The organism is Mycobacterium sp. E796 (genome assembly GCF_001672815.1).
Taxonomy (GTDB): Bacteria; Actinomycetota; Actinomycetes; order Mycobacteriales; family Mycobacteriaceae; genus Mycobacterium.
The window spans coordinates 1-24,572 of sequence record NZ_LZKK01000234.1; the positions used below are offsets into that span (position 1 = coordinate 1).

The 24,572-nt window shown below is 63.1% G+C and carries 28 protein-coding genes and 1 pseudogene; 25 read left to right on the forward strand and 4 right to left on the reverse strand.

Translation table 11 applies throughout. The annotated features are described in order from the left end of the window. From A5706_RS17065 to ctaD, 5 genes are all read left to right on the forward strand, one after another. On the forward strand, positions 1–212 hold a 212-nt coding region (locus tag A5706_RS17065; protein WP_156767189.1), incomplete at its 5' end, for an SDR family oxidoreductase. A 72-nt stretch (positions 213–284) separates the two neighbouring features. After that, positions 285–773, forward strand: a complete 489-nt coding sequence (gene msrB, locus A5706_RS17070; protein WP_068132677.1) for a peptide-methionine (R)-S-oxide reductase MsrB — start codon at positions 285–287, stop codon at positions 771–773. Continuing rightward, positions 770–1,315 carry a peptide-methionine (S)-S-oxide reductase MsrA gene (gene msrA, locus A5706_RS17075; RefSeq protein ID WP_068132680.1) on the forward strand — a complete coding sequence of 182 codons (546 nt, stop codon included), beginning with the start codon at positions 770–772 and terminating at the stop codon, positions 1,313–1,315. The genes msrB and msrA overlap by 4 nt, the downstream gene beginning before the upstream one ends. A gap of 132 nt (positions 1,316–1,447) precedes the next feature. After that, entirely contained in the window at positions 1,448–2,536 is a 1,089-nt protein-coding gene (gene tal, locus A5706_RS17080; RefSeq protein ID WP_068132682.1) for a transaldolase, read from the forward strand. Positions 2,537–2,582: 46 nt separating this feature from the next. Beyond that, on the forward strand, positions 2,583–4,289 hold the full coding sequence (gene ctaD, locus A5706_RS17085; RefSeq protein ID WP_068132686.1) for a cytochrome c oxidase subunit I: 1,707 nt from the start codon (positions 2,583–2,585) through the stop codon (positions 4,287–4,289). A gap of 241 nt (positions 4,290–4,530) precedes the next feature. On the opposite strand, the gene A5706_RS32370 is transcribed toward ctaD, so the two are convergent. Then, a complete protein-coding gene (locus A5706_RS32370; protein ID WP_255406318.1) occupies positions 4,531–5,253 on the reverse strand; it encodes a sigma-70 family RNA polymerase sigma factor in 723 nt (240 codons plus the stop codon). Between the two features lie 528 nt (positions 5,254–5,781). Between A5706_RS32370 and A5706_RS32375 the strand changes: the two genes are divergently transcribed. The 10 genes and pseudogenes from A5706_RS32375 to A5706_RS32380 all read left to right on the forward strand — a co-directional run bounded on the left by A5706_RS32375 (position 5,782) and on the right by A5706_RS32380 (position 12,675). Next, positions 5,782–6,171, forward strand: coding sequence for a four-helix bundle copper-binding protein (locus tag A5706_RS32375; protein WP_197517867.1), 390 nt, complete (start codon positions 5,782–5,784; stop codon positions 6,169–6,171). 63 nt (positions 6,172–6,234) lie between these two features. Continuing rightward, a complete protein-coding gene (locus A5706_RS17090) occupies positions 6,235–6,678 on the forward strand; it encodes a DUF5709 domain-containing protein (RefSeq protein ID WP_068132689.1) in 444 nt (147 codons plus the stop codon). Positions 6,679–6,681: 3 nt separating this feature from the next. Further along, positions 6,682–7,412: pseudogene (locus A5706_RS17095) on the forward strand (FAD-dependent oxidoreductase). Positions 7,413–7,723: 311 nt separating this feature from the next. Continuing rightward, the gene (locus tag A5706_RS17100; protein WP_068132696.1) at positions 7,724–9,109 is read left to right on the forward strand and encodes an NAD(P)/FAD-dependent oxidoreductase; all 1,386 of its coding nucleotides are present in this window, start codon (positions 7,724–7,726) and stop codon (positions 9,107–9,109) included. Positions 9,110–9,162: 53 nt separating this feature from the next. Continuing rightward, complete coding sequence (locus A5706_RS17105) at positions 9,163–9,762, forward strand: sulfite oxidase-like oxidoreductase (protein ID WP_068132700.1); 600 nt, start codon at positions 9,163–9,165, stop codon at positions 9,760–9,762. Next, positions 9,759–10,511: a ferredoxin reductase gene (locus tag A5706_RS17110; protein WP_369831890.1), complete on the forward strand. Its 753-nt coding sequence runs from the start codon at positions 9,759–9,761 to the stop codon at positions 10,509–10,511. Before A5706_RS17105 ends, A5706_RS17110 begins: the two co-directional genes overlap by 4 nt. Positions 10,512–10,528: 17 nt before the next feature. Beyond that, on the forward strand, positions 10,529–10,801 hold the full coding sequence (locus A5706_RS17115; protein ID WP_068132707.1) for a DUF6510 family protein: 273 nt from the start codon (positions 10,529–10,531) through the stop codon (positions 10,799–10,801). Then, positions 10,801–11,451 (forward strand): RraA family protein, encoded by a 651-nt coding sequence (locus tag A5706_RS17120; RefSeq protein ID WP_231985333.1) that lies wholly within the window; start codon positions 10,801–10,803, stop codon positions 11,449–11,451. Before A5706_RS17115 ends, A5706_RS17120 begins: the two co-directional genes overlap by 1 nt. Before the next feature lie 176 nt (positions 11,452–11,627). Beyond that, positions 11,628–12,056 carry a Rid family hydrolase gene (locus A5706_RS17125; protein ID WP_082964450.1) on the forward strand — a complete coding sequence of 143 codons (429 nt, stop codon included), beginning with the start codon at positions 11,628–11,630 and terminating at the stop codon, positions 12,054–12,056. A 79-nt stretch (positions 12,057–12,135) separates the two neighbouring features. Then, the gene (locus tag A5706_RS32380) at positions 12,136–12,675 is read left to right on the forward strand and encodes a DUF421 domain-containing protein (RefSeq protein WP_082964451.1); all 540 of its coding nucleotides are present in this window, start codon (positions 12,136–12,138) and stop codon (positions 12,673–12,675) included. Here the strand turns inward: A5706_RS32380 and A5706_RS17130 are convergent. Together A5706_RS17130 and A5706_RS17135 are read right to left on the reverse strand one after the other, a co-directional pair. Beyond that, complete coding sequence (locus A5706_RS17130) at positions 12,672–13,637, reverse strand: NAD(P)/FAD-dependent oxidoreductase (protein WP_068132714.1); 966 nt, start codon at positions 13,635–13,637, stop codon at positions 12,672–12,674. The two genes, A5706_RS32380 and A5706_RS17130, sit on opposite strands and share 4 nt — an antisense overlap. 209 nt (positions 13,638–13,846) lie before the next feature. Then, positions 13,847–15,085 (reverse strand): thiolase family protein, encoded by a 1,239-nt coding sequence (locus tag A5706_RS17135; RefSeq protein WP_068132716.1) that lies wholly within the window; start codon positions 15,083–15,085, stop codon positions 13,847–13,849. 684 nt (positions 15,086–15,769) lie between these two features. Between A5706_RS17135 and A5706_RS17140 the strand changes: the two genes are divergently transcribed. From A5706_RS17140 to A5706_RS17185, 10 genes are all read left to right on the forward strand, one after another. After that, on the forward strand, positions 15,770–16,147 hold the full coding sequence (locus A5706_RS17140; RefSeq protein WP_068132721.1) for a phage holin family protein: 378 nt from the start codon (positions 15,770–15,772) through the stop codon (positions 16,145–16,147). A 117-nt stretch (positions 16,148–16,264) separates the two neighbouring features. Next, positions 16,265–16,576: a protein UsfY gene (gene usfY, locus A5706_RS17145; RefSeq protein WP_082964455.1), complete on the forward strand. Its 312-nt coding sequence runs from the start codon at positions 16,265–16,267 to the stop codon at positions 16,574–16,576. Between the two features lie 1,261 nt (positions 16,577–17,837). Then, a complete protein-coding gene (locus tag A5706_RS17150) occupies positions 17,838–18,851 on the forward strand; it encodes an alpha/beta hydrolase (protein ID WP_068132724.1) in 1,014 nt (337 codons plus the stop codon). A 177-nt stretch (positions 18,852–19,028) separates the two neighbouring features. Next, the gene (locus tag A5706_RS17155) at positions 19,029–19,274 is read left to right on the forward strand and encodes a hypothetical protein (RefSeq protein WP_068100718.1); all 246 of its coding nucleotides are present in this window, start codon (positions 19,029–19,031) and stop codon (positions 19,272–19,274) included. Beyond that, a complete protein-coding gene (locus tag A5706_RS17160; protein WP_068132726.1) occupies positions 19,274–20,194 on the forward strand; it encodes an NADP-dependent oxidoreductase in 921 nt (306 codons plus the stop codon). Before A5706_RS17155 ends, A5706_RS17160 begins: the two co-directional genes overlap by 1 nt. 14 nt (positions 20,195–20,208) lie before the next feature. Further along, positions 20,209–20,643: a cupin domain-containing protein gene (locus tag A5706_RS17165; RefSeq protein ID WP_068132730.1), complete on the forward strand. Its 435-nt coding sequence runs from the start codon at positions 20,209–20,211 to the stop codon at positions 20,641–20,643. An 87-nt stretch (positions 20,644–20,730) separates the two neighbouring features. Beyond that, positions 20,731–21,219 (forward strand): hypothetical protein, encoded by a 489-nt coding sequence (locus A5706_RS17170; RefSeq protein ID WP_068132732.1) that lies wholly within the window; start codon positions 20,731–20,733, stop codon positions 21,217–21,219. Between the two features lie 50 nt (positions 21,220–21,269). After that, positions 21,270–22,748 (forward strand): NAD(P)/FAD-dependent oxidoreductase, encoded by a 1,479-nt coding sequence (locus tag A5706_RS17175; RefSeq protein ID WP_068132735.1) that lies wholly within the window; start codon positions 21,270–21,272, stop codon positions 22,746–22,748. Between the two features lie 113 nt (positions 22,749–22,861). Continuing rightward, a complete protein-coding gene (locus A5706_RS17180) occupies positions 22,862–23,806 on the forward strand; it encodes an NADP-dependent oxidoreductase (protein WP_231985335.1) in 945 nt (314 codons plus the stop codon). 1 nt (position 23,807) lies between these two features. Further along, positions 23,808–24,200 carry a Rid family hydrolase gene (locus A5706_RS17185; protein WP_068100726.1) on the forward strand — a complete coding sequence of 131 codons (393 nt, stop codon included), beginning with the start codon at positions 23,808–23,810 and terminating at the stop codon, positions 24,198–24,200. Here A5706_RS17185 and A5706_RS17190 read toward each other — a convergent pair. Further along, positions 24,178–24,459 carry a nitroreductase family protein gene (locus A5706_RS17190; protein ID WP_231985336.1) on the reverse strand — a complete coding sequence of 94 codons (282 nt, stop codon included), beginning with the start codon at positions 24,457–24,459 and terminating at the stop codon, positions 24,178–24,180. The two genes, A5706_RS17185 and A5706_RS17190, sit on opposite strands and share 23 nt — an antisense overlap. Between the last annotated feature and the right edge of the window lie 113 nt (positions 24,460–24,572).

A 24,572-nucleotide genomic window follows, 5' to 3' on the forward strand; every position in this document is an offset into this window, starting at 1 on the left:
CGGTCGTCAAGACACCGCTCTACGAGGGCTTCATCCCCAAAGACGAGATCGACGCCACCTTGGCCACATTCGCGCCGCTTCATCCGCTCGGACGAGTCGGCACCCCCGCAGACGTCGCTAACGCGGTGACGTATCTGCTGTCTGACGAGGCCAGTTGGGTCACCGGCGCGATTCTCAACGTCGACGGCGGCATCATGGCCGGCCGCAACTAAGTCAGCGGTGACGCCGGATACACCGAAACGCCAAGCGCGTCAACATAAGTCCGGGTAAACGAAGGAGATCAGGTGTCACACCAATACAGCAAGGACCCTGCCGCGGTCGACGCGCTGAGCCCCGAGCAATACCGCGTCACCCAGGAGAACGGCACGGAGCCGGCGTTCACGGGCGAGTATTGCAATAATCACGAACCCGGCATCTACGTCGACATCGTCTCTGGCGAACCGCTTTTCGCCTCGGTGAACAAATTCGACAGCGGAACCGGCTGGCCAAGTTTCACCAAGCCCATCAGCGCGGACAGTATCGTTGCGCGGCGCGATCGCAGTCACTTCATGGATCGAGTCGAGGTGCGGTCGGCCCGCGCAGACAGCCATCTGGGGCACGTATTCCCCGACGGCCCCACAGAAGCAGGCGGTTTGCGCTACTGCATCAACTCGGCGTCGCTGCGATTCATTCACCGCGATGACCTGGAAGCGCAGGGCTACGGCGAATATCTGGCCTTGTTCACGAAAGACGCTTCTGAGCAACGCCTGAGCGTCAGCGAGCAGCGCCCATGACGAACCATAACAAGATCGCAGTTCTTGCCGGCGGGTGCTTTTGGGGCATGGAGGACCTGTTCCGCCGGCAGCCCGGCGTGGTGTCCACCCGTGTCGGCTACACCGGGGGCACCAACAGGCATCCCACCTACGGGCATCACCCGGGCCATGCCGAGGCACTCGAAATCACCTACGACCCGGACGAGACCAATTACCGGGCGCTGCTGGAATTCTTTTTCCAGGTCCACGATCCGACCACCAAGAACCGTCAGGGCAATGATGTCGGGACGAGCTACCGGTCCGCAATCTTCTATCTGGACGACGAGCAAAAGCAAATCGCACTGAACACCATCGCCGACATCGACGATTCGGGGCGATGGCCGGGCAAGGTCGTTACCGAGGTCAACCCGGCCGGCGAGTTCTGGGAAGCCGAGCCCGAGCACCAGAACTACTTGCAGCGCTATCCATCCGGCTATACCTGCCACTACATCCGTCCCGAATGGACACTACCCAGCCGCGGTGACGGTGCGGGCGGTGGAGCAGTGGCGGCGGAATATGCATAACCGGGAACCCACGACTCAACCGGATCGGCAGGTGCTGTTGAGCGCGTATGCGCCGTTGGTCCTCTACGGCGCCGCGTGGGCTGCGGCGAGGGTCTTACTTCGGGTCAGTCGCCGGCGACCGGCGGTGACGGGGTGACTCAGAACGCGAATTTGGCAGCGCTATCGGCGGCGGGGGTGTCGGTCTGGCTGGATGACTTGTCGCGCCCGCTGCTTCGTTCCGGCAAGTTGAGACGACTCATCCACACGAGAAGCGTTGTCGGCGTTACCACTAACCCGTCGACCTTTGAGCGCGCACTTTCCCACGGCCGCGCCTACGATGGCCAGATCGAAGAGCTGACTGCACGCGGTGTGGACATCGACACCGCGGTGCGCACGGCGATCACCGACGACGTCCGGGCGGCCTGCGATGTGCTGCGCGCGCAATGGGAGAACTCCGACGGCGTCGACGGACGGGTGTCCATCGAAGTCGATCCGTCACTGGCCCACGACACCGATGCGACGGTCGCGCAGGCCGTCGAGTTGGCCAAGATCGTCGACCGGCCCAACGTACTAGTCAAAATACCGGCGACCGCCGAGGGGCTGCCCGCGATCACCGCGGCGCTGGCCAAAGGTGTCTCGGTGAACGTGACACTGATCTTTTCCGCGGAGCGGCACCGAGCGGTCATGGACGCCTATTTGTCCGGCATCCAGGCCGCGCAGCATGCTGGTGCTGATCTAACTCAAATTCATTCGGTGGCATCATTGTTCGTATCTCGCCTCGACACCGAAGTCGACAAGCGACTTGAGGCGGTCGGCACTGATCGGGCGCTCGCACTCCGAGGGCAGGCGGGAGTCGCCAACGCGCGGTTGGCCTACGCCGCCCACCAACAGGTCTTTGAAGGCGAACCACGCTTCACCACCCTGCGCTCCGCGGGTGCCCGCGTGCAACGACTGCTGTGGGCCTCCACCGGGGTTAAGAACACCGCCTATCCCGACACGATGTATATCACCGAACTCGTGGCACCAAACACCGTCAGCACAATTCCGGAGCCGACACTAGAGGCGGTAGCCGACCACGGCTACATCGCCGGCGAAACCATGACTGGCACAGTGGCGCAGGCGCAGGAGGTGTTCGACCGGCTGACTGCGGTCGGAATCGATCTGCCTAACGTGTTCGCCGTGCTGGAACACGATGGGGTCGCCAAGTTCGCGGCATCCTGGTCTCGGGCACTCCGGCGCTGAACCCCCAGTCAGAATTCAACTTTCAGCTATCCAGGAGACCGATCTGATGTTCGCTTCGGCGCCGCCATTGGGAGGCCTTCGGGCCAGCCGGCCGTTCCCAGAGCGTGTCCGCCCCAAGGGTGGCTTGATCTACCGGCTGATCACCACGACCGATCACAAGGTGATCGGGATGATGTATGTCGTCGCGTGCTTTACGTTCTTTTTCTTCGGCGGGTTCATGGCACTCCTGATCCGCGCCGAACTGGCCGCGCCCGGGCTGCAGTTCCTATCCAACGAGCAGTACAACCAACTGTTCACGATGCACGGCACAGTCATGCTGCTCTTTTATGCGACCCCCATCGTGTTCGGGTTCGCCAACCTTGTGCTGCCCCTGCAGATCGGCGCGCCGGACGTCGCCTTCCCTCGGCTCAACGCGCTGTCGTTTTGGCTCTTCGTGTTGGGTGCGGTCATTGCCTTGGCCGGCTTCCTCGCCCCCGGCGGCCCGGCAGATTTTGGGTGGACCGCCTACACCCCGCTTTCCGACGCAATCCATTCGCCAGGCCCTGGAGGTGACCTGTGGATTGTCGGGCTCATCGTCGGCGGCTTGGGCACCATCCTGGGTGGTGTCAACATGATCACTACTGTGGTGTGTCTGCGTGCTCCGGGCATGACGATGTTCCGGATGCCGATCTTCACCTGGAACATCCTGGTCACCAGCATCATGGTGCTGGTGGCGTTCCCGCTCCTGACGGCGGCGTTGTTCGGGTTGGCTGCCGACCGTCACCTTGGCGCGCACGCGTTCGACCCGGCCAGCGGCGGAGTCCTGTTGTGGCAGCACATGTTCTGGTTCTTCGGCCACCCCGAGGTCTACATCATCGCGCTGCCCTTCTTCGGTATCATCACCGAAGTCATCCCCGTATTCGCCCGCAAACCGTTGTTCGGCTACTTCACCATGGTTTACGCCACCATCGGCATCGGGGCGCTGTCGATCGCCGTGTGGGCGCACCACCTGTATGCCACCGGTGCAGTGCTGCTCCCGTTTTTTTCCTTCGCCACCTACCTGATTGCGGTTCCCACCGGAATCAAGTTCGTCAACTGGATCGGTACAATGTGGAAGGGTCAGTTGACCTTCGAGACCCCCATGCTTTTCGCAGCGGGTTTCCTAGTGACCTTTCTGCTCGGCGGCTTGTCGGGCGTGCTGCTAGCCAGTCCACCAATCGACTTTCACGTCACCGACACGTACTTTGTGGTCGCCCACTTCCACTATGTTCTGTTTGGCACCATCGTGTTCGCCACTTACGCCGGAGTGTATTTCTGGTTCCCCAAGATGACCGGCCGGCTACTCGACGAACGGCTGGGCAAGTTGCACTTCTGGCTGACGCTGATCGGGTTCCACACAACATTTCTGGTGCAGCACTGGCTCGGCAATAAGGGGATGCCACGGCGCTACGCCGACTACCTGCCCACCGATGGGTTCACCGCACTCAATGTCATCTCAACCCTCGGGGCGCTCATCCTCGGTGCTTCGATGCTGCCGTTCGTGTGGAACGTTTTCCGTAGCTGGCGATACGGCGAACCGGTGACCGTCGACGACCCCTGGGGCCACGGCAATTCGCTCGAGTGGGCAACCAGCAGCCCACCCCCACGGCATAACTTCACTGAATTGCCGCCCATCCGCTCTGAGCGGCCCGCGTTCGAGCTGCACTATCCACACATGATCGACCGCATGCGGAGTGAGGCCCACTTCGTGCGCACACGAGCGAATAAGCGATAGCTGCCACTGGAGTGTGTACGAGTGAGGCAGAGACTCGATCTAACAAACAAGGAGGAGCTGCGAGCGGCAGGATGGCGGCGGTGCTGGCGGAGCGCAGGTAGTGGCGCGCCTGCCATAGCCATACTGGCAACTTCGGTTGCCATGCACAGTTATTGGCGCTATGAGGACCAAGTTGCGAGGTCCTCTGACGAACGTCCGGCGGTACTGTATTGGGGCTAGGCTGTCCCAGGGACCAGGACCGTCAGTGATCATCGCCCGGTGAATGATCTCCACTGAGCTTGGCGTCGTTAACAATTGCACGGCGTCGGGGTCCCCGGCTCGGGGCCTTATCGATTGTCCTGGCGGCATGGTCGACTGGCGAGTCGAGTAATAAATCGCGCAATTGTTTTCGTCCGCGGGTGAGCCTCGAACCTACCGTTCCTTGACGGGTGCCTGTCATGGCGGCGATCTCTTTGTAGGAGTATCCCGCTATGTCAGCGAAATAGACAGTGATGCGAAAGTGCTCAGGTAAGACCATCATTGCCTTCTTGAGGTACGGGTCTAGCAGCAATTCGAGCGCCTGGTCTTCGGCCGACTGTAGGCCCGCGGGACTGCGCGGGGCACTGGCCACTAGCTGTCGATCGGTGATCTCGCCAACCGGATGTTGCATGGGACGGCGCTTTTGCCTCCGATAACTGCTGATATAGGCGTTGGTCATGATTCGCCGCAGCCAAGCTGCGAGGTTCGTTCCTGGCTCGAATGTCCGCAGACCGGCATAAGCGTTGAGCACCGTTTCTTGCACCAGATCCTCCGCATCCGTTCGATTGGAGGTCATCCGAAGAGCTTGCCGGTAGAGAGGCTCGAGGAGCGGGATGAGGGCCCTTTCAAATTCAGCGCTCAACGAGCCGTCCGGCGCCGTTGCCTCTTGGACCGATTCCCGCCTCGCGCAGCTATTACCGCAGGTACGGTATTTCCTTGCCTCCACAGACCCTCCGCTCGCCGTCTGGTGCCAGCGTCCACCAGCGCAGGGTGAGTGGTCATCACCCGTTGTCGCAATTCGTCCGGGTGAGCGCAGTTCCCTCGGCACCGACGACATGCTGGCGGCTGCGCTTCGCGGTCGACCTCGGCCATCGGCCCGGTCGTCGAGGTCGTGGCAACTCACGTGCCCACTTTGTATGTGGCGCCGTCGATGACGAAAACTGTTGAAGTCCAAGCGAATCGCTCTCACCGGGCGAGGTGTCGACATGAGGACCGGCGCGTCGTCGCAGAACGCCATCCGCGAACTCGACGCCGAACGGTTCGCATCGACTGCTGCCTGAACTTGCCGATCCGATCGACCGGCTCTGACGATTCTTCTGTCGTCAACCACCCGGGTGAGTCACGGAGGTGGGCGACGACAGTTCACCCCTTTGCGCGCCATGCTCTTAACGTCTACGCCCGCGCAGCGTGTTCTGTTGTGTGTGGGATAACCATCGCCCCGAGCAAGGAGAACATGGTGAGCGCCGCCAGGAGAATGCTTGAGACCTATCCACGAGACCTAGGTCGCATCGACTGGGTCAAGCTGGTCGCATGCATCGAGGCCTGTATCGAATGTGACCAAGCCTGCACCGCGTGTGCAGACGCCTGCCTCAGTGAAGACGACGTCAATCACTTAACTAAATGCATCCGTACTTGCCTTGACTGCTCGGATGTCTGCGCCACAACCGGCCGCGTCCTGTCCCGGCACACGGGCTACGACGCCAACCTGACAACAACGGTGCTCCAAACGTGCGCCATCTCCTGTAAGACGAGCGCAGACGAATGCGACAAGCATGCGCCGAAACATGAGCATTGCCGCGTGTGCGCCGACGTATGCCGTCGCTGTGAACGAGCCTGCCGCGACCTTGTTGAGGCGCTCGGCTGAGACAACGACCGAGCGGCCATAGACGGCCTTCGCTGCGCGAGCGTGACCTTTTGGAGATACGGAATGGAGGCGGCGCTGATGGGGATTTCTGAATTCGATGATGTGCAGGCCCACCTGCTCGAACCGGAAGAAAGCCTGGACTCAGAACAGACTGGCATCGACTTCGACGAGGGCTACTCACCGCCGGAACGCCCGCGTGAACTCCTGGCGTGGGGTCTCACGACGAGGGAAGCGCGGACCCATGAAAGTCTGGCCCGCCGACTGGCCCGCGAGGTGCCCGACGTGACGTATCAGTCGGATGGCGACGGAATCGGCGATAGCGCCGACAGCGATGGTGAGCTAATCGACGATCAGGTCGGCGACATGCGCGCAGGTCGGCTTGTCGCCTTCGCCGTCGACCCGACGGATTTAGGGACGGACTACCTGGCCCACGACGTCGGCATTGACGGCGGCGCTGCATCGGCGGAAGAAGCCGCCATGCATATCGTCGTCGATGAAGACACTTGAGCTGTGGTGACCCGAATTGTGATTCTCGGCGGCGGGCCGGCCGGATACGAGGCTGTATTGGTTGCGGCCGCAGGAGGTCCCGCCGTAGCCCGCGTCACCGTCGTCGATTCCGACGGGATAGGCGGCGCCGCGGTCTTGTGCGACTGCGTGCCATCGAAGACATTTATCGCCTCCACGGGCCTGCGCACCGAACTGCGACGGGCGGCCCGCCTGGGCTTCGACATCGGGTATCGCGGACACAGGTCGCGGGCATTTACGCTGCGGGGGACTGCACGGGCATTTTGCCGTTGGCATCCGTTGCCGCGATGCAGGGTCGGATCGCGATGTATCACGCGCTCGGTGAAGCCGTCAATCCGCTCCGGTTGGGCACCGTCGCGGCGACGGTGTTCACCCACCCCGAGCTCGCGACGGTCGGCGTCGCGCAGACCGCGATCGACGACGGCTCGATCCAGGCCCGCACGATCATGTTGCCGTTGAAAACCAATGCGCGGGCGAAAATGTCGGAGCTACATCATGGCTTCGTCAAGCTATTTTGCCGGCAGGACAGTGGCGTGGTAATCGGTGGCGTGGTGGTCGCGCCGATCGCCTCGGAATTGATACTGCCGATCGCGATGGCCGTTCAAAACCGGATCACTGTCGACGATCTGGCGCAGACGCTTGCGGTCTATCCGTCGCTCTCGGGCTCGATCACTGAGGCGGCCCGCCGGCTCATAGCCCGCGATGATCTGAACTGATGCACGAACTAATCAAACCAACCAGGGCTCGGTGGATCCGGTGGCGGTTGATGGCGCATCGCGCCGATCGACGAGCGATCGCCATCGTCGGACTTCGATGTGGCGGGATCCCAGGTTAAGCATTATCACCCGGGTGAATCGTGCTGAGGAGTGATGACAGATGGACAGGGTCGGGAGATGCTGTGCTGGATATCTCCGCAGCCGTCTACCACGTCGCGGTGCAGGACGCGTGGCCACCAAGGACGCCACTACCTCTTGCGATCGATCGCTGACACCACGTCGATGCCCAAATGCCGCACAGGAGAAAAGATATGAAGCCGGTCCCGGCCCACCGTCAACCCCCAAAGGCGGAACCGGACACCTCAGTTGTGATCGTCGGCAGCGGGTTCGCCGCTTTCGAGTGCGCGCGCCGCCTGGCCCGGCGGTTAGACAGGGCGCGTGCCTCGGATGTGAGGGTGACCATTGTTTCGCCGGTCGATTACCTGCAGTACACGCCACTGCTGGCTGATGTGGCCGGTGGGCTGGTCGACCCGCGGTTTGTCTGTGTTCCGCTGGCCGGAACGCTCAAGGGCGTGCAGGCGGTGCGCGGCCGGGTCGATAGCGTTGACTTCGACCGGCGTATCCTCTCGTTCACCGATCCGGAGGGCCACGTAGGGACGCTGTCATGGGATCGGCTGGTCTTAGCACCCGGCTCGGTGACCCGGCTGTTCGATACGCCCGGTTTGGCCACCCACGCGCACGGGCTGAAGTCGACGGCCGAGGCGCTGTATCTGCGCGATCGAGTGATCGAGCAGTTGGAACTCGCTCACGTCGACGAAAACGAGGCGCGTGCGGCCGCGCGACGCACGATTGTCGTTGTCGGTGCGTCGTATTCGGGTTCAGAGTTGACGGCGCAGCTGCGAGCGCTCGCCGATGCGGCGGCGAAGCAAATGGGCTTCGATCGGGCCTCGGTGCGGTTTGTGCTGCTGGACTTGGCCGACCATGTCATGCCCGAGCTGGGGCAGAAGCTCGGCGACGTGGCGATGCGTGTGCTGCGCTCTCGCGGAATCGATGTGCGGTTGGGCACGACCCTCAAGGAGGTTCACGCTGATCATGTTGTGCTCACCGATGATTCGCGCATCGACACTTACACCGTAGCGTGGGTAGCTGGCGTGGCCCCGTCACCGCTGATCGCCACGCTGGGCTTGGAAACCGAGCGGGGCCGACTGAAGGTGCAGACCGATCTGCAGGTACCAGGTCACCCTGACGTATTTGCCGCGGGCGATGCCGCCGCCGTTCCGGACCTAACTCAGCCCGGCAAGATCGCCCCGTCCACCGCCCAGCACGCGATCCGACAAGGTAAGACGTTGGCCCACAACGTCGCTGCAAGTCTCGGCTACGGCGAGCGGAGGGACTACCATCATAGCGACAAGGGTATGGTCGTCGACTTGGGTCCGCGCTACGCCGTCGCCAACCCGCTAGGCGTGCACCTGTCGGGCTATCCCGCAAAGTTTGTCGCCCGTACCTACCACCTCTACGCACTTCCGCGCCTCGTCAACCGCTGGGCGGTCGCACTCGCATATCTCACCGACGTCTTCTTCCCGCGCACGGTGTTGTCGATGGGATTCGCTTGCGGTGCCGACGCGCAATTCACGGCAAGCGAAGTCGTCCATCTGCCGAAGGCGGCAGCGGCAGTTCCCGCCTCTCATTTCAGCTGAACATCCAACGCCGGACTTGTTCGCGATGATCACCACCACCAAACGGAGCACCAATGAGTATCGTCAACAACGGCTTTCGTGGACGAAGCGGTGAGCCGGCCCGTGAGCTACCGCCCGGCCAGCATTTGACCGCGGACTTCCCTGTCCTGCAAGCAGGACCGACTCCGCGGATCAATCTCGATGACTGGCGATTCACGATTCGCAACGAGCTCGGTGCCGAATACTCTTGGACCTGGGCCCATCTCAAGCTCCTGCCCAGCGAGCGACTCAATGTGGACATCCACTGCGTAACCACGTGGTCCAAACTGGATACCGAGTGGGAAGGGGTCTCTCTGGACACGCTCTTCGAATCAATCAACACCACTGCCGGATTCGCCCTGGTCGGTTCCTACGGCGGCTACACCACAAATCTTCCGTTGGGCGACCTTCTCGGCGGGAAGGCGTGGATCGTCTACGCGTACCAGGGCGCACCTCTTAGCGCGGTACACGGAGGGCCGGCGCGGTTGCTGGTGCCGCACCTATATTTCTGGAAGTCCGCGAAGTGGGTGAAATCCATTGAGCTGCGCGACAGTGACGCACCGGGATTCTGGGAGCGGTTCGGCTACCACAACTACGGCGACCCTTGGCGAGAACAGCGCTACGCGGGGGATTGACGACGACTGTGGACGTCCACCTGGAATCGAAGTTGCGCTGGCGGGTCGCGCGTGTGGTGCACTCTGAACCCGAGACCGACTCGGCGCAAACGATCGCGCTGACCGTGCCGGGCTGGGGCGGGCACTTGGCTGGCCAGCACATTGATCTCAAGCTGACCGCTGAGGACGGCTACAGCGCGCAACGCAGCTATTCACTGAACAGACCACCCGACGGTGAGCGCATCGAGCTCACCGTGCAGCAGATTCCCGACGGGGAAGTCTCGCCCTACCTCACCGGACTGCCCGTCGGGGAAGAGATCGAACTTCGAGGACCCATCGGCGGCTGGTTCGTCTGGCGGCCTGACGATCAGGCTCGGGTGCTGCTCGTCGGCGGCGGATCGGGGATCGTCCCGTTGATGGCCATGCTGCGACAGCGGGTAACGGCGGGCAGCGCCGACTTTCGACTCGTCTATTCGGTGCGCAGTCCCGACGACGTGTACTACGCCCAAGAGCTTGGCCGGCTCGAGCGCGAATGTGGCTGGTTGCAGGTTGCGCTGGTCTACACTCGCGTGGCCCCGCCGCAGTCCGCCCGGCCGCCCGGTCGAGTCCGTGGCGCTGACCTCGCTTCGACGGATTGGGCGCCCGCCGCCGGTACGCGCGTCTATGTCTGCGGTCCAACGGGATTCGTGGAATCGGTGACCGCGAAGCTGATCGCGCAGGGGCATCCGCCGTCAGCCATCCGGACCGAGCGGTTCGGGCCGAGTAACTAATTCAGAAGCGAGGGGCAATGACCGAACCAACGCACGTCGACGGTAACGCGGTCGCGGGCGCTTTCGCAGAAGTGCTGGGCTTCGATGTCACCACCGCGACGTTGACTTGCGGAAAATGCGGTTGCGCCAGGACATTCGCCGAGAGCCACGTCTATCATCGCGGGCCCGGCATCGTGGTGCGCTGCCCATGCTGCGGAGATGTCCTGGCCCGACTGGTGCGCACGCCCACCGATGTGTGGCTCGACTTCCGCGGCGCCCGGTCCTGGCGTGTTCCGATCCCGGCGCCCTGATGGAATCCCTCGAAGCGCTCGCCAGTCGCGTGCGTACCGCCGGCATCGTGGACGCCATGGGGCGACGGCACCGACATCGGTGTCATCTACTCGACCTGGTTAGCCCCACTCCCGGTCGCCGGCTATTCGGCCCCGACGTGACCATCTCCTACTTCCCCGCGCGCCGGGCCGCTCTCCCGCCCGAGCGCTACAACTTCAAGACGTTGTTCTACGACGCCATCGAAGGCGGCGCCGACGGGTGCGTGCTGGTCCTGGTCCTGGCCAGCAACGGCTACACCGATGCGTCATTGGGAGGTGGGACAAAGCTGCCGCGTGTCCGAAACCATCGGCTCGCCGGCATTCTCGCCGACGGACGGCTGCGCGACTTCGCCGAACTCGAACTCTACGACCTCGCCATCTATTGCCGAGGCGAAACGACGCGATGGGGCGGCGACATCGTGACCCCGTACGAGGCGAACCGTCCGATCGTGGTCGCCGGGGGTGGCGGTCCGGCCCGGCGACTATGTCTTCGCCGATGCCTCCGGCGCCGCGGTCATACCCACCGACGACGTGTGCGCTGTACTCCGCGCCGCAAACCGAGTCGCGGTGGAGGACGCAGCGGCCATCGCCACCATCAGAGACGAAACTTCAACCACACCGGGAGGCAATGAGAACTGAGGGTCTCCACCCGGGTGAATTGCCCAGCGGGATGAAGACATCTCACCCCATGCCCACCGATAGTTGTCGTTGATCTGAGCTGCGGGCCCCCGGGGACCGGCCGTGCTTCTCGGACAAGCAGAACAACAGCCTTGGGCCGCAACAATCAATGACGAGAGGAAGCCGTGGCATGGCCAAACCCGAGTTCTTCGACACCCCCGGATACGGCGAGATCGCCCGTAACCGCAACCACTACCGCCAAGCTCTACGAATCGGCGATCGCATCGAGATCTCCGGCCAAGGAGGCTGGGACGTGGATTTCACCTTGTCGTGCGCATCCCTGGAGGAGGAGATAGTCCAGGCCTGCGACAACGTCGAAAAGACCCTCGCCGAGGCCGGCGCCAGCTGGCACGACGTGGTGAACATTCGCTCCTACCATGTCCCGACGGTCGTCGAATCCATTGGTGACGAACACATGTCGGTGATGGTGGACCAACTCCGCGCGCGGTTCGGCGAGAGTCTCCCGTTGTGGACGGCGGTGGGCGTCGAGGCGCTCGCGCTGCCCAACCAGCGCGTCGAGATCGAGGTCGTCGCCATCGTGGGACGCGGCGGCAAGTAGGCACGATATCGCTAAGCGCCGCCCCGAGGCACCGACGCCCTGGCGCCGCGAAACGACTCACCCTTGAACGGAGGCGGGCGTGGACCGACTATTTCATGCTCTGATCAGCGACCCGCTCGGTTCCCTCGATGCCGCTGTCAAAGCCTCGGCGCTATTCCTCACGGCTGCGATCCTGTTTCGGTTCATGGAGCGCCGTACCCTCGCCGAATTCGCGCCGTTCGACTGGATCGCTGCGGTGGCGGCCGGAGCCATCGTCGGTCGGGCTGCAACAGCCAGCGATAGCTCGTGGCTCAACGCAACCGCGGCGCTCATCAGCCTTCTTCTCGCCCACGCGGTACTAGCCAGATTGCGCTTCATTCCGGCGATTCGGCGCTTCATCGATCCGCCTCTCAAAGTGCTGATCCGCAACGGACATGTCGACCGACGCAACCTGCGCCGATGCGGACTAACCAATGCCGATCTGCAGGCTGTACTGCGACAGCACGGACACGAAAGCCCCGATCGTATTCACCTGGCGATCTTCGAAGCCAAAGGCGCTATCTCCATTCTTTTAACGGATGGGAAGGGTCATCGGCATGATGTACGAGTTGACAAGCGGCCAAGTCGATTTCACGTTTAAGTGCGTCTGTCAGTCCATTGCGGCGTGGGGTGTGATTCGGTGATCCAACGCTGGGCGTCGAGTGCAGCAGCACAGCCGGTGGCTGCAGCGGTTATCGCTTGGCGGTAGCGTCGGTCGATCAGGGCACCGGCGGCGAATACGCCGTCCACTGAGGTGTGGTTACTATCCGCACGGGTTAGAACGTAGCCCCGGGTATCGAGGCCGATAAGTCCCTTCAATAGGTCCGAGCGAGGCCTTTGTCCGACGGCGATGAACACCGCGGCAACGTCGATGTCGTAGAAGGCTGTGCTATGCGTGTTGCGCACCCGCAACCCGGTGACATGGTGTCTGCCGAGGACGGCTAGCACTTCAGTGGACATCAGGATCGTGATGTTGGGATGAGCGCGTAGCCGAGCGACGCCAATTGCCGATGCCCGGAGCCGGGGACGATGGTGGACGAGGGTCACGTGGCGGACCAGCGGTGCGAGATAGAGCGCCTCTTCGGCCGCGGCGTCGCCACCACCGATGACGGCGACCTCGTAACCGGTGTACTCCGCACCATCGCGTTTGGCGCTGGTACTGAGCCCGCGGCCCAACAGGTCGCGCTCGCCAGGCACATTGAGCGGACGGTTGATGGAACCCATCGCGAGGATCAGCGCGCGGGCGTGGTGTCGTTCGTCGCGTATGGCGATGGTCTTCACCGCATCGTGCAGAACGAATCGGTCGACGTCGCCTTGGTGAAATTCGGCGCCGAAGCGCTGTGCCTGGTCGCGCATCGCAGCCACCAGGACGGGTCCGCACACGGACGGGCCGATACCGGGATAGTTGTCAACCGACCCGGCGGCCACCAGTGCACCGCCAGGCATTACGCCCTCCACCACGAGGGTGTCAAGCCCGGCTCGCGCGGCGTAAATCGCCGCGGTGTAGCCGGCGGGGCCTGACCCGGCGACGATGACATCACGAACCCGGCCCGCGGACCGCATCACTCGGTGGTGCTCTGCCGTGCGGGCCGGCGTTCGGTGATCGCGGGTCGGCATGGCATGCGAGCGTGGTTCGGTGTCGGCGTCATAGGTTGATGGCGTGCCCCGTGAGGATGGCGACATCGAAATGATCCATAGAAGCCTCAGTAGAGTCGTGGGTGTCGTTTCGATAAGACGCGTCCTGATCAGCCCCAGGGCGAAAGCATCTGATTCTATTCTGCAGCAACGCTTTCCAGGACCATCGCTACGGCCTGCCCCGAGCCGATGCAGATTCCGATCACCCCGTAACGGGCACCTCTTTCACGCAATTCGATCGCCAACGTCAACAAATAACGAGTTCCGGTAGCCCCGAACGGATGTCCGATCGCTACCGCGCCGCCATTGGGGGTCAGCTTGTCATCGGGAACCACGAAACCATCTAGCTGGTTTGGCAATTCCCGCAGCACGCCGAGCGCCTGGGCGCTGAATGCCTCGTGCACCTCCCACACGTCGATCTGCTCGGGGACAAGCTCAGCCCGGCGGATCGCGGCCGGGATCGCCCATGCAGGGGCCACGCCCATAATGAGGGGGTCGATGCCATAGACCGCGCTCGATACCACGCGGGCCAACGGTTCGATGCCGAGCTCCCTGGCTCGCTTCCCGGAAGCGATGACAACGGCACTTGCACCATCACTTAACGGCGAGGAATTGGCCGCCGTCATTTGAGTCGTGCCGGGCTGCGCTGGTAAGGCCGCCAGCACCTCAGCGGTGGTGTCATCGCGGATGAACTCGTCATGCTCTGCTAGGCGGGCAGGCGTCTTCTTGGTCGCTGGGATCGTCACGGGCATAATCTCTTTGGCTAGCCGACCTCGATCACGGGCGGCCCGGGCATGTCGCTGGGAGCGCAGTGCGAAGGCGTCGATCTCCTCCCGGTTCAGTGAGTAGCGGTCGGCGACATTTTGCGCGGTCTCGATCATGGTGATGTAAGCGTTGCGGGCCAGCAATACCGTGTTGGGCGGTCCTCCAGCACCGCTCCACATAGTGTCGAGCATGACAACCGGGCCTCGGGGACTGAAGGCGGCCTCGCCCTTCATCAACGCCCACCCCGATCGAGACATCGACTCGACTCCGCAGGCGATACCCAGGCCGAGGTCGCCGGCCTTGATCGCATGGCTGATGGTCAGCGCCGCGCTTAGTGATGATCCGCAAAATCTGTTCATGGTGGCCCCGGCCGCGGTGTCAGGAAATCCCGCAGACAACGCCGCCCAGCGGGCGACGTCGCCCATGCCCTCGTGAGCGGGGTTAACGCAACCCGCCACGATGTCCTCCACGGCATCCAGCGGCACACCCAGCCGGTCGCAGGCACCCTTCATCGTCATTCCCAGCAGGTCATCGGCCCGAATACCGGACAGCGTGCCGCCATAGCGGGTGAACGGGGTTCGTACGCCGCCCAAAACATAAGCCTCAGTCATCGCCGTCCTTTTCGAATGCACTGGCCCGGAAGGTCTGGTGTGGCTGAAGTCAGCCATCGCGTCGCGCATGTCGTAGTTTCGTTCCCGGGCTCCCTGGCGGCGGCCGGGCCACCCGTCTTTATGCTTCCGATCCAGTCGCACCTAGCTGTGGACTAGGCTGCGCCCGCTGTGTGCTCATGAACCCGGGGCATCTGCTCCTCGATGAGGATGCCCGCGCGCGGGGTGAATCGTCATCACCCCAACGATCTGTTCCCCGGGTGATTCGCGCTGGGCGTTCTGAAGCGCTGGAAAACGTCAAATAGATGACTGTTCCATCGCGCCCGCGGGAAGACGCAACACTTCAGATTGACCTTGACGGCACACCGCTTTGCGGCCGGTCCGGGAGCATGCGATGCCGCGGCCTCGGAGTGTCCTTACTCACCCGGGTGATTGGCGTTGTGGGATGAAGACAGCTCACCCCGCGGCGGACCAGGCTTGACTACCGAAAGACGTGTGCGGCAACGACCGATTGTTTCGGCGCTACACAACCAAAGTCAGCACGGCGTAGCAGGTGAACAAATCCGGGAAAGGGACCGAGCGATGGCGCGCATCAACCTCGATGACTGTCAATTCACAATCCCGCAACGAGGTCGGCGCCCACCAAGCATGGACGTGTCCCCAGCCCCAGGACTTCCGCTTATTGCCATGCGACAAATCCTGCGGTGGGTAATTGTGCTTCTGGCATCGTGGGGGATTGGACTACTGGTTGCGGCGTGGATTGTTCCCGGAGTTTCGTTGTCGGTACCGGGGTTCATCATCGCCGTGCTGGCGTTCGCCGTGATGCAGGGGATCTTGTCTTTATCGATCTTGAAGTTGCCCCGTGAGTACGCGTCGCTGCTCCTTGGGGGCACCAGCTTGGCATTGACGATCGTCGCGTTGATCCTTGCGTCGATATTGACGCACGGGATCACCATTGACGGTATGCCATCCTGCCTGGCCACGACGACGGTGGTGTGGCTCGTGACAACGATAGGGGTGACGCTGCCCGAGCTCCTTATCCGCGGCCGGGCCGACTCGACCTAACAAAACCGTCCGGCAGTCACCGATGTATCGGTGATCCGCGTCGAGATGCTGTAGTTCGTGCGGGTCCGCCATGGATGGAATTCGATATCTCGTATGAGGACGACGGAGGGAGCGGCGATGGGAGACACACATGACGATCCGACGGATCACTGTCGGACCACGCAACCGCACGCAGGTATCACCGTAAAGGACAACTTCTTCTGGCCGGGGTTGATCCTGCTGGTAGTAGCGACATTTGGGCTCATCAGCACCGCGGCAGAAGCCGCGTATCGACATTACGAATGGCTTCCCACCACGGCGCTCATCGCTGTTCTCGGCGTGATCGCGGGAGCGCAGCGGCTCGTCATGGAGCTTCGCCGCGTGACCCGCATCGATGCGCAGTGGGACGCTGACCATACAGGTAGTCGGACGCGCCAGCGCACTCGCTAATTACAACAGCCGAGCGCCCCGTCGACATTGACACTCACGGGTGTGCACAGTGCAGTCTTGCGTAGGTGTATCATGCGGTATCCCAACGTATTTCGCATTTACATTACTGCCGAGAATACCCGCGTCCTGCGGTAGTCACGCGGCCGTCGTCACTATGGAGTGAATCGCCCTCGCCTCGGGTTCCCGGCGCTTCTTCCTTAATCGGTGCTTCGCGATATTCGCCGAATCGCCCGGGTGAACCAGTTCGCCGGGTGATGACCACTCATCCCACCTCAACGGATGCTGGCTTATGAGATCGCGAGCGGAGGGTATGTGGAGCCGATCATGTACCGGCTCTGTGTTCGGGGCCGCATCAGCGAGCAACGGGTCGCGATGACGGTCGACAACCTTGCTGCGTTGATTACCGCGGAACCCATCGCCACAAATTGGAGAAAACCAAATGAAGCCTCGCCAATTTCAACGATCGACTGCCGAATACGACTCCGGGACCGCGCGAACACCGTGGCTGCTGGATCGAATGCGGGACGCGGCCGCCTCTGCCCGGCTTTGGACACGTCGGAAAGGAGGCACCCCGATGGACGCCATACCGGCGATCGAGGATCAACTTCAAGCGCTGCAGGCCATTTGCAGTGCCCAGCGGGTGTCGACCGGCAATGCCTGTGGTGCGCCGGCAGTGGCCGTAGCCGAGATACACGCCATCGACGGATGTGACCAGAGAGGACTAACCCCAGACGGCGATCTCGTTGAGACGCTCTGTCAAGCCTGCTTGGCTACGTTGCATCGGGCCATCGCGGATTACGTAAGCGGCAAGAGCGAGATGGCATCCCGATGCGGCGCCCGCCCGCATTGCTCCACCTGCGGGCGCCCCACTGGGTTCCTGCGCAGCGTCTTCACCGTGCGCACGATCGGCCCCGGGGGCCCGACATCATGAACCGACTACGCGTGGCCTGGCTATTTGTGGCGGTAGTTTCCGGCGATTACACCGTCCTCACGTTAACCGTTGGTCAGCTAAGCGATTTCAGCGCCAGCGCCGCCATTTGTGCGGGAGCAACGGTGGCGGCCGGGCTGACGGCCTACGCGGGCCGCCGACGCCAAAAGGTGGGAGTGCGGCGACGAGCGGCGCTCCGCAAGCGGTATGACCACCGGGCCGTCACCGAGCCGCGCTGCCCGAGACCGGAGCCTGCCACCGGTTTCGAATCTGATGGTGCGCGAATGTGTTGGGCTGCAGGGAAACTGACGGACCCGCCATGGAAGTGATGACATGAGCTCATTCGCCAGTGTATCGGGTTCACCGGAGTATTCGGTCCGCGCCGGCGAAGTCGTTGACGTCACTCAGGACGGCCCGAGCATGGCCGGGCGCATCGCCTCGCTCGGTGCCCGGCTGATGATCCGCCCTGCGTTGAGCGTAGGCTGCCACCTGCCATCGGTGCCCTGGCCTTGGGGCGCAGTGGAATTCGCCGCGCGCGCCATCCCGCCGGCACCGGGCACGGTACGCGACGGCATCGGCCTGGCGCATTGCACCGCGCAGCTCGTCCGCGCCGCGAGAGTGCTACCGGCCGACGGTACCCGCCGGGTTGTGCTGTATTTGCACGGCGGGGCGTTCCTGACCTGCGGCGCTTACTCGCACGGGCGACTGGTGACCATGCTGTCGCGTTTCGCCGACAGCCCCGTACTGGTGCCCAACTATCGCAAGATTCCCAAACATTCGGTCAGCGATGCGGTCGATGACTGCTACGACGGCTACTCCTGGTTGCGCCGGCAGGGCTATCAGCCTGATCAGATCGTGCTGGCGGGCGACTCCGCCGGTGGTTATCTGGCGCTTGCGCTCTCCGAACGCCTGCTCGAGTGCGGTGAACAGCCTGCCGCGCTGGTGGCAATGTCACCGCTGCTGCGACTGTCCACGCCGCGCAAAACGACCCACCCCAACATCGGCTCGGATGCGATGTTTCCGCCCAGAGCGTTCGACGCCCTGCACGGATTAATCGCTCGCGCTGGAGCTCAGCGCCGCGCCAAGGGGCTTCCCGACGCGCTCTACGAACCACTCGATCACATCCGACCCGGCCTGCCACCGACCTTGATCCATGTGTCCGGCTGCGAGGTGCTGCTCCATGACGCGCAGCTGGCCGCCCAGCGGCTGGCCGCAGCCGGTGTTCAGGTCGAGGTGCAGATATGGCCGGGCCAAATCCACGTGTTCCAATTCGCGGCGCCGATCATTCCCGAGGCCACGCGCTCGCTACGCCAGATTGGCCAGTTCATTCGCGATGCGACCGGATAATGAATCGATTGCAGAAGGTCGCCACCACAGATCCCGGCCGGGGATGTTCGCGTCCGTATGCCTTTCCATACTCCAGCGATGCCGCCGCACTCACCCGGGTGAATTAGCTCGACGGGTGATGACCATTCACCCTACGTCGGTAAATGCTGATTCGGAAGTTGGGGAGCGGAGGCTGAAGTGCAGTCGACGATTTACCAGATCTGCATTCGAGGCCGCCTCACGGAGCGGCTCGGGTCCGCATTAGAAGGGATGCGCCTCGAGGCCGGTTCGACCGAAAGCGTGTTCACGGGTGAAATCCGTGACCAGTCACAACTTTACGGACTGCTCGACCGGGTCCGTGACCTAGGCCTCGAGCTCGTCAGCGTGCAGCCGCAACCCGCGCCCGACCCTGCAACCAAAACCCTTATCAGAGAGGACCTGTAATGCAAGCCATCACTGTTTCAGATCGCGACGCCGGTGTCGCTGGCCTATCGCTGAGCGACCTGCCTTACCCCCAGGCGGCCGACAACGACGTCATTGTTCGGGTACACGCCGCGGGCTTCACACCCGGGGAGCTTGACTGGCCACACACTTGGATCGACCGGGCGGGTCATGACCGGACACCGAGTGTGCCCGGCCACGAGCTGTCGGGTGTCGTGGTGGAGTTGGGTTACGGCACCACGCTTTTGACCGTCGGTCAGCGGGTGTTCGGGCTCGCCGACTGGGCGCGCAACGGCTCGCTGGCGGAATACACCGCCATGGAAGCCCGCAATCTCGCACCGCTGCCGATGGACATCGACCACACCACCGCCGCCGCGTTGCCGATCTCTGGATTGGCCGCCTGGCAAGGTCTATTCGACCACGGTCGCCTGGCGGCCGGACAAACGGTCCTGATCCACGGCGCCGCGGGAGGGGTCGGGTCAATCGCGGTGCAGCTCGCTCGCGAGGTCGGTGCACGGATCATCGGTACCGGCCGGACCGCAGACCGAGACCGGGCGTTGGAGCTCGGCGCCCACACCTTCCTCGACTTGGAGACTGAAAAGCTCGAAGACGCGGGCGAAGTCGACGTGGTGTTCGATGTGATCGGCGGAGACATCCTCGCCCGATCGGCCGCTCTGGTCCGTGCCGGCGGAACGCTCGTCACCGTTGCCGAGCCGCCGAAGACCCAGCCGCGGGACGGCCGCGCGATCTTTTTCCTGGTGGAGGCGGACCGGGTCCAGCTCGCCGGCCTCGCCGCGCGGGTCCGGGATGGACGGCTTAAGCCCGTGGTCGGCGCCGTGCTGCCGCTCGCCGAAGCCGCCGCCGCTTTCGCTCCCGGCAAACGCATCCCCGGCAAGACGATCCTTCGCGTGGCCGAAGACTGAAAGAAGGCAGCAAAATGGCCCTGAAAATTCCACTCGTCGCATTGACAGCCGCGATGATGCTCGCGCCCGGGGCCCACGCCGAGCCGATGCCAGAGGGTTCCGATCAAAAGCCGGTGGTTCGCCCCGTCTTCAATCAGCCGACCAATGTTCCGGGCAAATCACTTGAAGCAGTGACTGTCAGTTATCCGCCCGGAGCAAAAAGCGGGGCGCACCACCACGCAAAATCAGCGTTCATCATGGCGTACGTGATCTCCGGAGCGATCCGCAGCCAGATCGAAGGTGAGCCCGCACGCGTCTACCACGCCGGTGAGACGTGGCAGGAGGTCCCCGGGGCGCACCACACGATCAGTGAAAATGCGAGCGCCACCGAACCGGCTGAATTACTGGCCGTCTTCCTGCTCGATACCGGAGATGGCCCGCTCACCACGGATGACGATGCCAGCCGGTGACTGTCGCGCCGACAGCGAAAGATGTTGGCGTCATGGGGCGTGCGCGCTGTGACGACAGTATCTATTCGCCAGGAGGAGTCCGTGCGCATGCCTGATCCGATCCGGGCTGTCGGGATAGCGTTGCGATTGTCGCTCGCGGCGGGCTTTCTGTCCGCTGTTGCCGACCGACTTGGTTGGTGGGCACCACTCGGGCAGGGCAGTTGGGGGAGCATGGACCGCTTCGCCGACTATGCCCACCAGCTCGTTCCGTTCGCCTCTGGATGGTTATTGACCGTCGTTGTGTGGGGCTCTACCGCAACCGAGGCGGCGCTGGGAGCCTTGCTCCTGGCCGGCTGGCGGCCGAGGACCGTCGGCACCGCGAGTTGCCTGACGCTCCTCGTATTCGGGACCGCGATGGCGGTATCCCTCGGTCTGGAATCGCCGCTTAGCTACAGTGTCTTCTCTGCGGCGAGCGCAGCCGCCGCCTACGCGATTCTCGGCACAACATCGCTGCAACGTACGCCGGAAGCCTTGTCCACTCCGGACACTCGAAATTGTCGCAAGCCGTCTGACTGCGGCCAATCCATTGAGCCGTAAGCATTACCAGACTACAGCTACACGTGTCGATCGTCGGAAATGAGAGATGAATGAAAGCAAGCAAAGACTTCGACGTCATCGTTCTAGGTGGCGGGGTGGGTGGTGTGGCCGCCGTGCGGAAGCTTGCGTCGGTGGGCCTCTCGGTAGCTCTCGTGGAGGATCGTCTGGTCGGTGGAGAGTGTCATTACTGGGGCTGCAACCCGAGCAAAACATTGCTGCGCCCGATCGAGGTATTCAATCTCGCCAAGGCGGTTCCTGGTGTGCGAGAGATTATTCCGGAGCAAGAACTCGACCTTGCGGCCGTCTTCGCGAAACGCGACGCGCTCATTGAACACCTCTCCGACCAAGAGCGCACAGCATCGTTGCAGCATGCCGGGGTAGCAGTGTTTCATGGGTTCGGCCGGCTGAGCGGCCAACGAACAGTGCGCGTGGCCTATGCCCTGGGGGACACCACCGAAACCGTCTTGACCGCACGCCACGCGGTCGTGCTGGCCACCGGAACCCGTCCGAACGTACCGGAGATACCCGGGTTGGCGCGAGCACGCCCGTGGACCAATCGGGACTTGACGACCATGACGCAGGTGCCGCCTCGCGCGCTGGTGGTGGGCGGCGGCCCCGTCGCCGTCGAGTTCGCGACGATCCTGCGCGGTTTGGGTTCAGCAGTAACACTTTTGGTGCGGGAGAACACCCTGCTTGCCAACTGCGAACCCGAAGCTCGTGAACTGGTCACGCAGTCACTGCGCAACAAAGGCGTCAAGATTCACTTTGAGACAGAGTTGTCGGCGGTAGCCCGCCCCATCGCGGGCGGTCCCGTCACCGCTACTTTTCAACGCCAGACCATCGAGGTAGACGAGGTCGTCCTGGCCACCGGACGGCGCAACAACACCGACAACATCGGACTGGAAACCATTGGCCTGCCGGCCGGCGGGATCGTTTCTGTGAACGACCATCTCCAGGCCGTCGGCGTCACAGGCGGCTGGCTATACGCTCTCGGAGATACCACCGGTCGTGCCCGGCTGTCTCATATCTCCACATACCACGGCCGTGTCGTGGCCGACATCATCACGGCCCGGGCTGCGGGGCGAGAACTATCCGAGAACGAGCTGACTGTCCGAGATGCCGGCAGCCTTGCGCAGGTTGTCCACACTGATCCCCAAGTGGCCTGGGTGGGCCGCACCGAAAGTCTGGCCAAAGCAGAAGGGTTCGCGGTGCGGACGCGAACTGCCCATTACCCCGACGCGGTGTCATTCCTCGCCCTTTACCGGGATGGGTTCGAAGGATGGGCGAAACTGGTCATCAACGACGAGACCAACACGCTGCTCGGAGCGACATTTGTCGGCCCACAGTTCTCCGAACTGGTTCAAGCGGCCACCCTGGCTATCGTCGCGAAGGTCCCAGTCAGTCTGCTCCGCCACGCCGTCGCGCCACATCCGACGGTCAATCAGGTCTGGGATCCGCTACTCACCCAAGAGTCCGAACTTGCCTCGTTACTGAAAAACGGGCCGCAGAAAGCACAGAAGAGCGCGTAAGCGAATCAAAGCCGTAGAACCTTGATCTTGAAAGGAACCACAATGACCTACGAATGGCCGGTCGCCTCACTGTGACCATGCTTGTGGCGGGGATCCGCACCCTAGGCGGCCAAGTGCAGACGTTCGAAGTGCACGACCCACGACCGCTGGCGGCCGACGAGGTCCTGATTGACGTTCGTGCTGCCGGGATTGGCAACTGGGACAATATCGTTCGCTACGGAGGTTGGGATGTCGGTCGGAGGCCGCCGCTCGCTCTCGGCGTCGAGGCTGCTGGAGTCATCAAGGCCGTTGGTAACCGCCCGAGCGGATTCGGCGTTGGCGATGCGGTGCTGTGCCACCCTGTTCCGCTGCGCGGTCAAGGCACTTGGGCGCCGCTTCTGATCGCGCCCGTCGGATCGCTCGCCCATAAAGCGCCCGAAATTCCATGGGCCACCGCAGCGATCTTTCCGGTGCCGGCGTTGACCGCCGAGCAGGTGGTCGGAGAGGCGTTGGCATTGGATGGTGGAGAGACCTTGCTCGTTCACGGTGCGGGCGGAATCACCGGCGGGCTGATCGTCCAGCTGGCGGCCATGCGTGGGGTTGACGTCCTCGCCACTGCCGGCCCGCACAGCGTTGACCGGGTCCGCGAGCATGGTGCCCGTGAGGTGATCGATTATCGCAATCCGCAGTGGCCACGCCACGCGAGGGAGCTGGCGAAGGGCTCCATCGACGCCGCCGCCAATGCGGCCCCCGGGGGTGCCGCGACGGCGATGACCGCGGTTGGCGACGGCGGCCGGCTAGCCACCATCACACCCGACCTACCTGCATCCAGCCGCGGGATCAGCGTGACCGCAGTGTATGTCCGCTCCGACGGGCCTCAACTCGACCGCCTCGCCGCGCTCCTCGCCTCCCGTCGATTGAGCATGCCCATTCCGCGGTCTTGCAGCCTGGATCAGGCTGCCACCGCCCTCGCACACGTCGTCGCAGGCCACGAGTCCAGGGGAGTTGTCATCACGCTAGACGTTGACGAAGTTGCCATCACACACCAGAAAAACGTCACACCCAACGAGGAGTCTTGAGATGACCACGATTACCCCGATCTACACTGGAGTGGCCGCTCACATCGGCAAATACGCCGACGCCATTGCCATATCCGGTGGCGGCGGCACACAGATTTTCGTCTCCGGCACGCCGGGCCTGCGCGAAGACGGCAGTGTGCCCGAGGACTTCACCGAAGAGGCCCGGCAGTGCTGGGCCAACATCGAAAGGGCGCTCGTTAAGGCCGGCGCCAAGCTCACCGACATTGTCTATATGCGGCAATGGGTTACGAGCCGTGACAATGCGTCCGCCTACTTGGCGGTGAGTAGAGACGTGATCAGTCACCAGCCCGCCGCCATGTTCAGCATCATCGACGGACTGGTGTGGCCCAACATCCGCGTGGAAGTTGAAGTCACCGCCATCCTGCTTGCGTGAGCGATCCGACCTTCCGATCAGTGCACGCGAAAGGGGATGCGACGATCAAGTCCCATGTGCGGCGGTACACATCGGCGATCGCGCGACGCTGCTCCGGGTCGGTGACCACGATGAAGCTCCAATTCTGCACGTTGGCGGACGTCGGCGCCTGCACCGCGATTTCCAGGCATTCCCGAATCAGGCCGATAGGAACAGGTTTGGTCAAATCGAGCCGTTTGCGCACCGAGCGGGTCGTGGTCAGCAGCGCGTCGGTGGACAACTCGACGATCGGGTACGCACTCACTATCTCGGGGATCCTTTCGCGTGCACTGATCGGAAGGTCGGATCGCTCACGCAAGCAGGATGGCGGTGACTTCAACTTCCACGCGGATG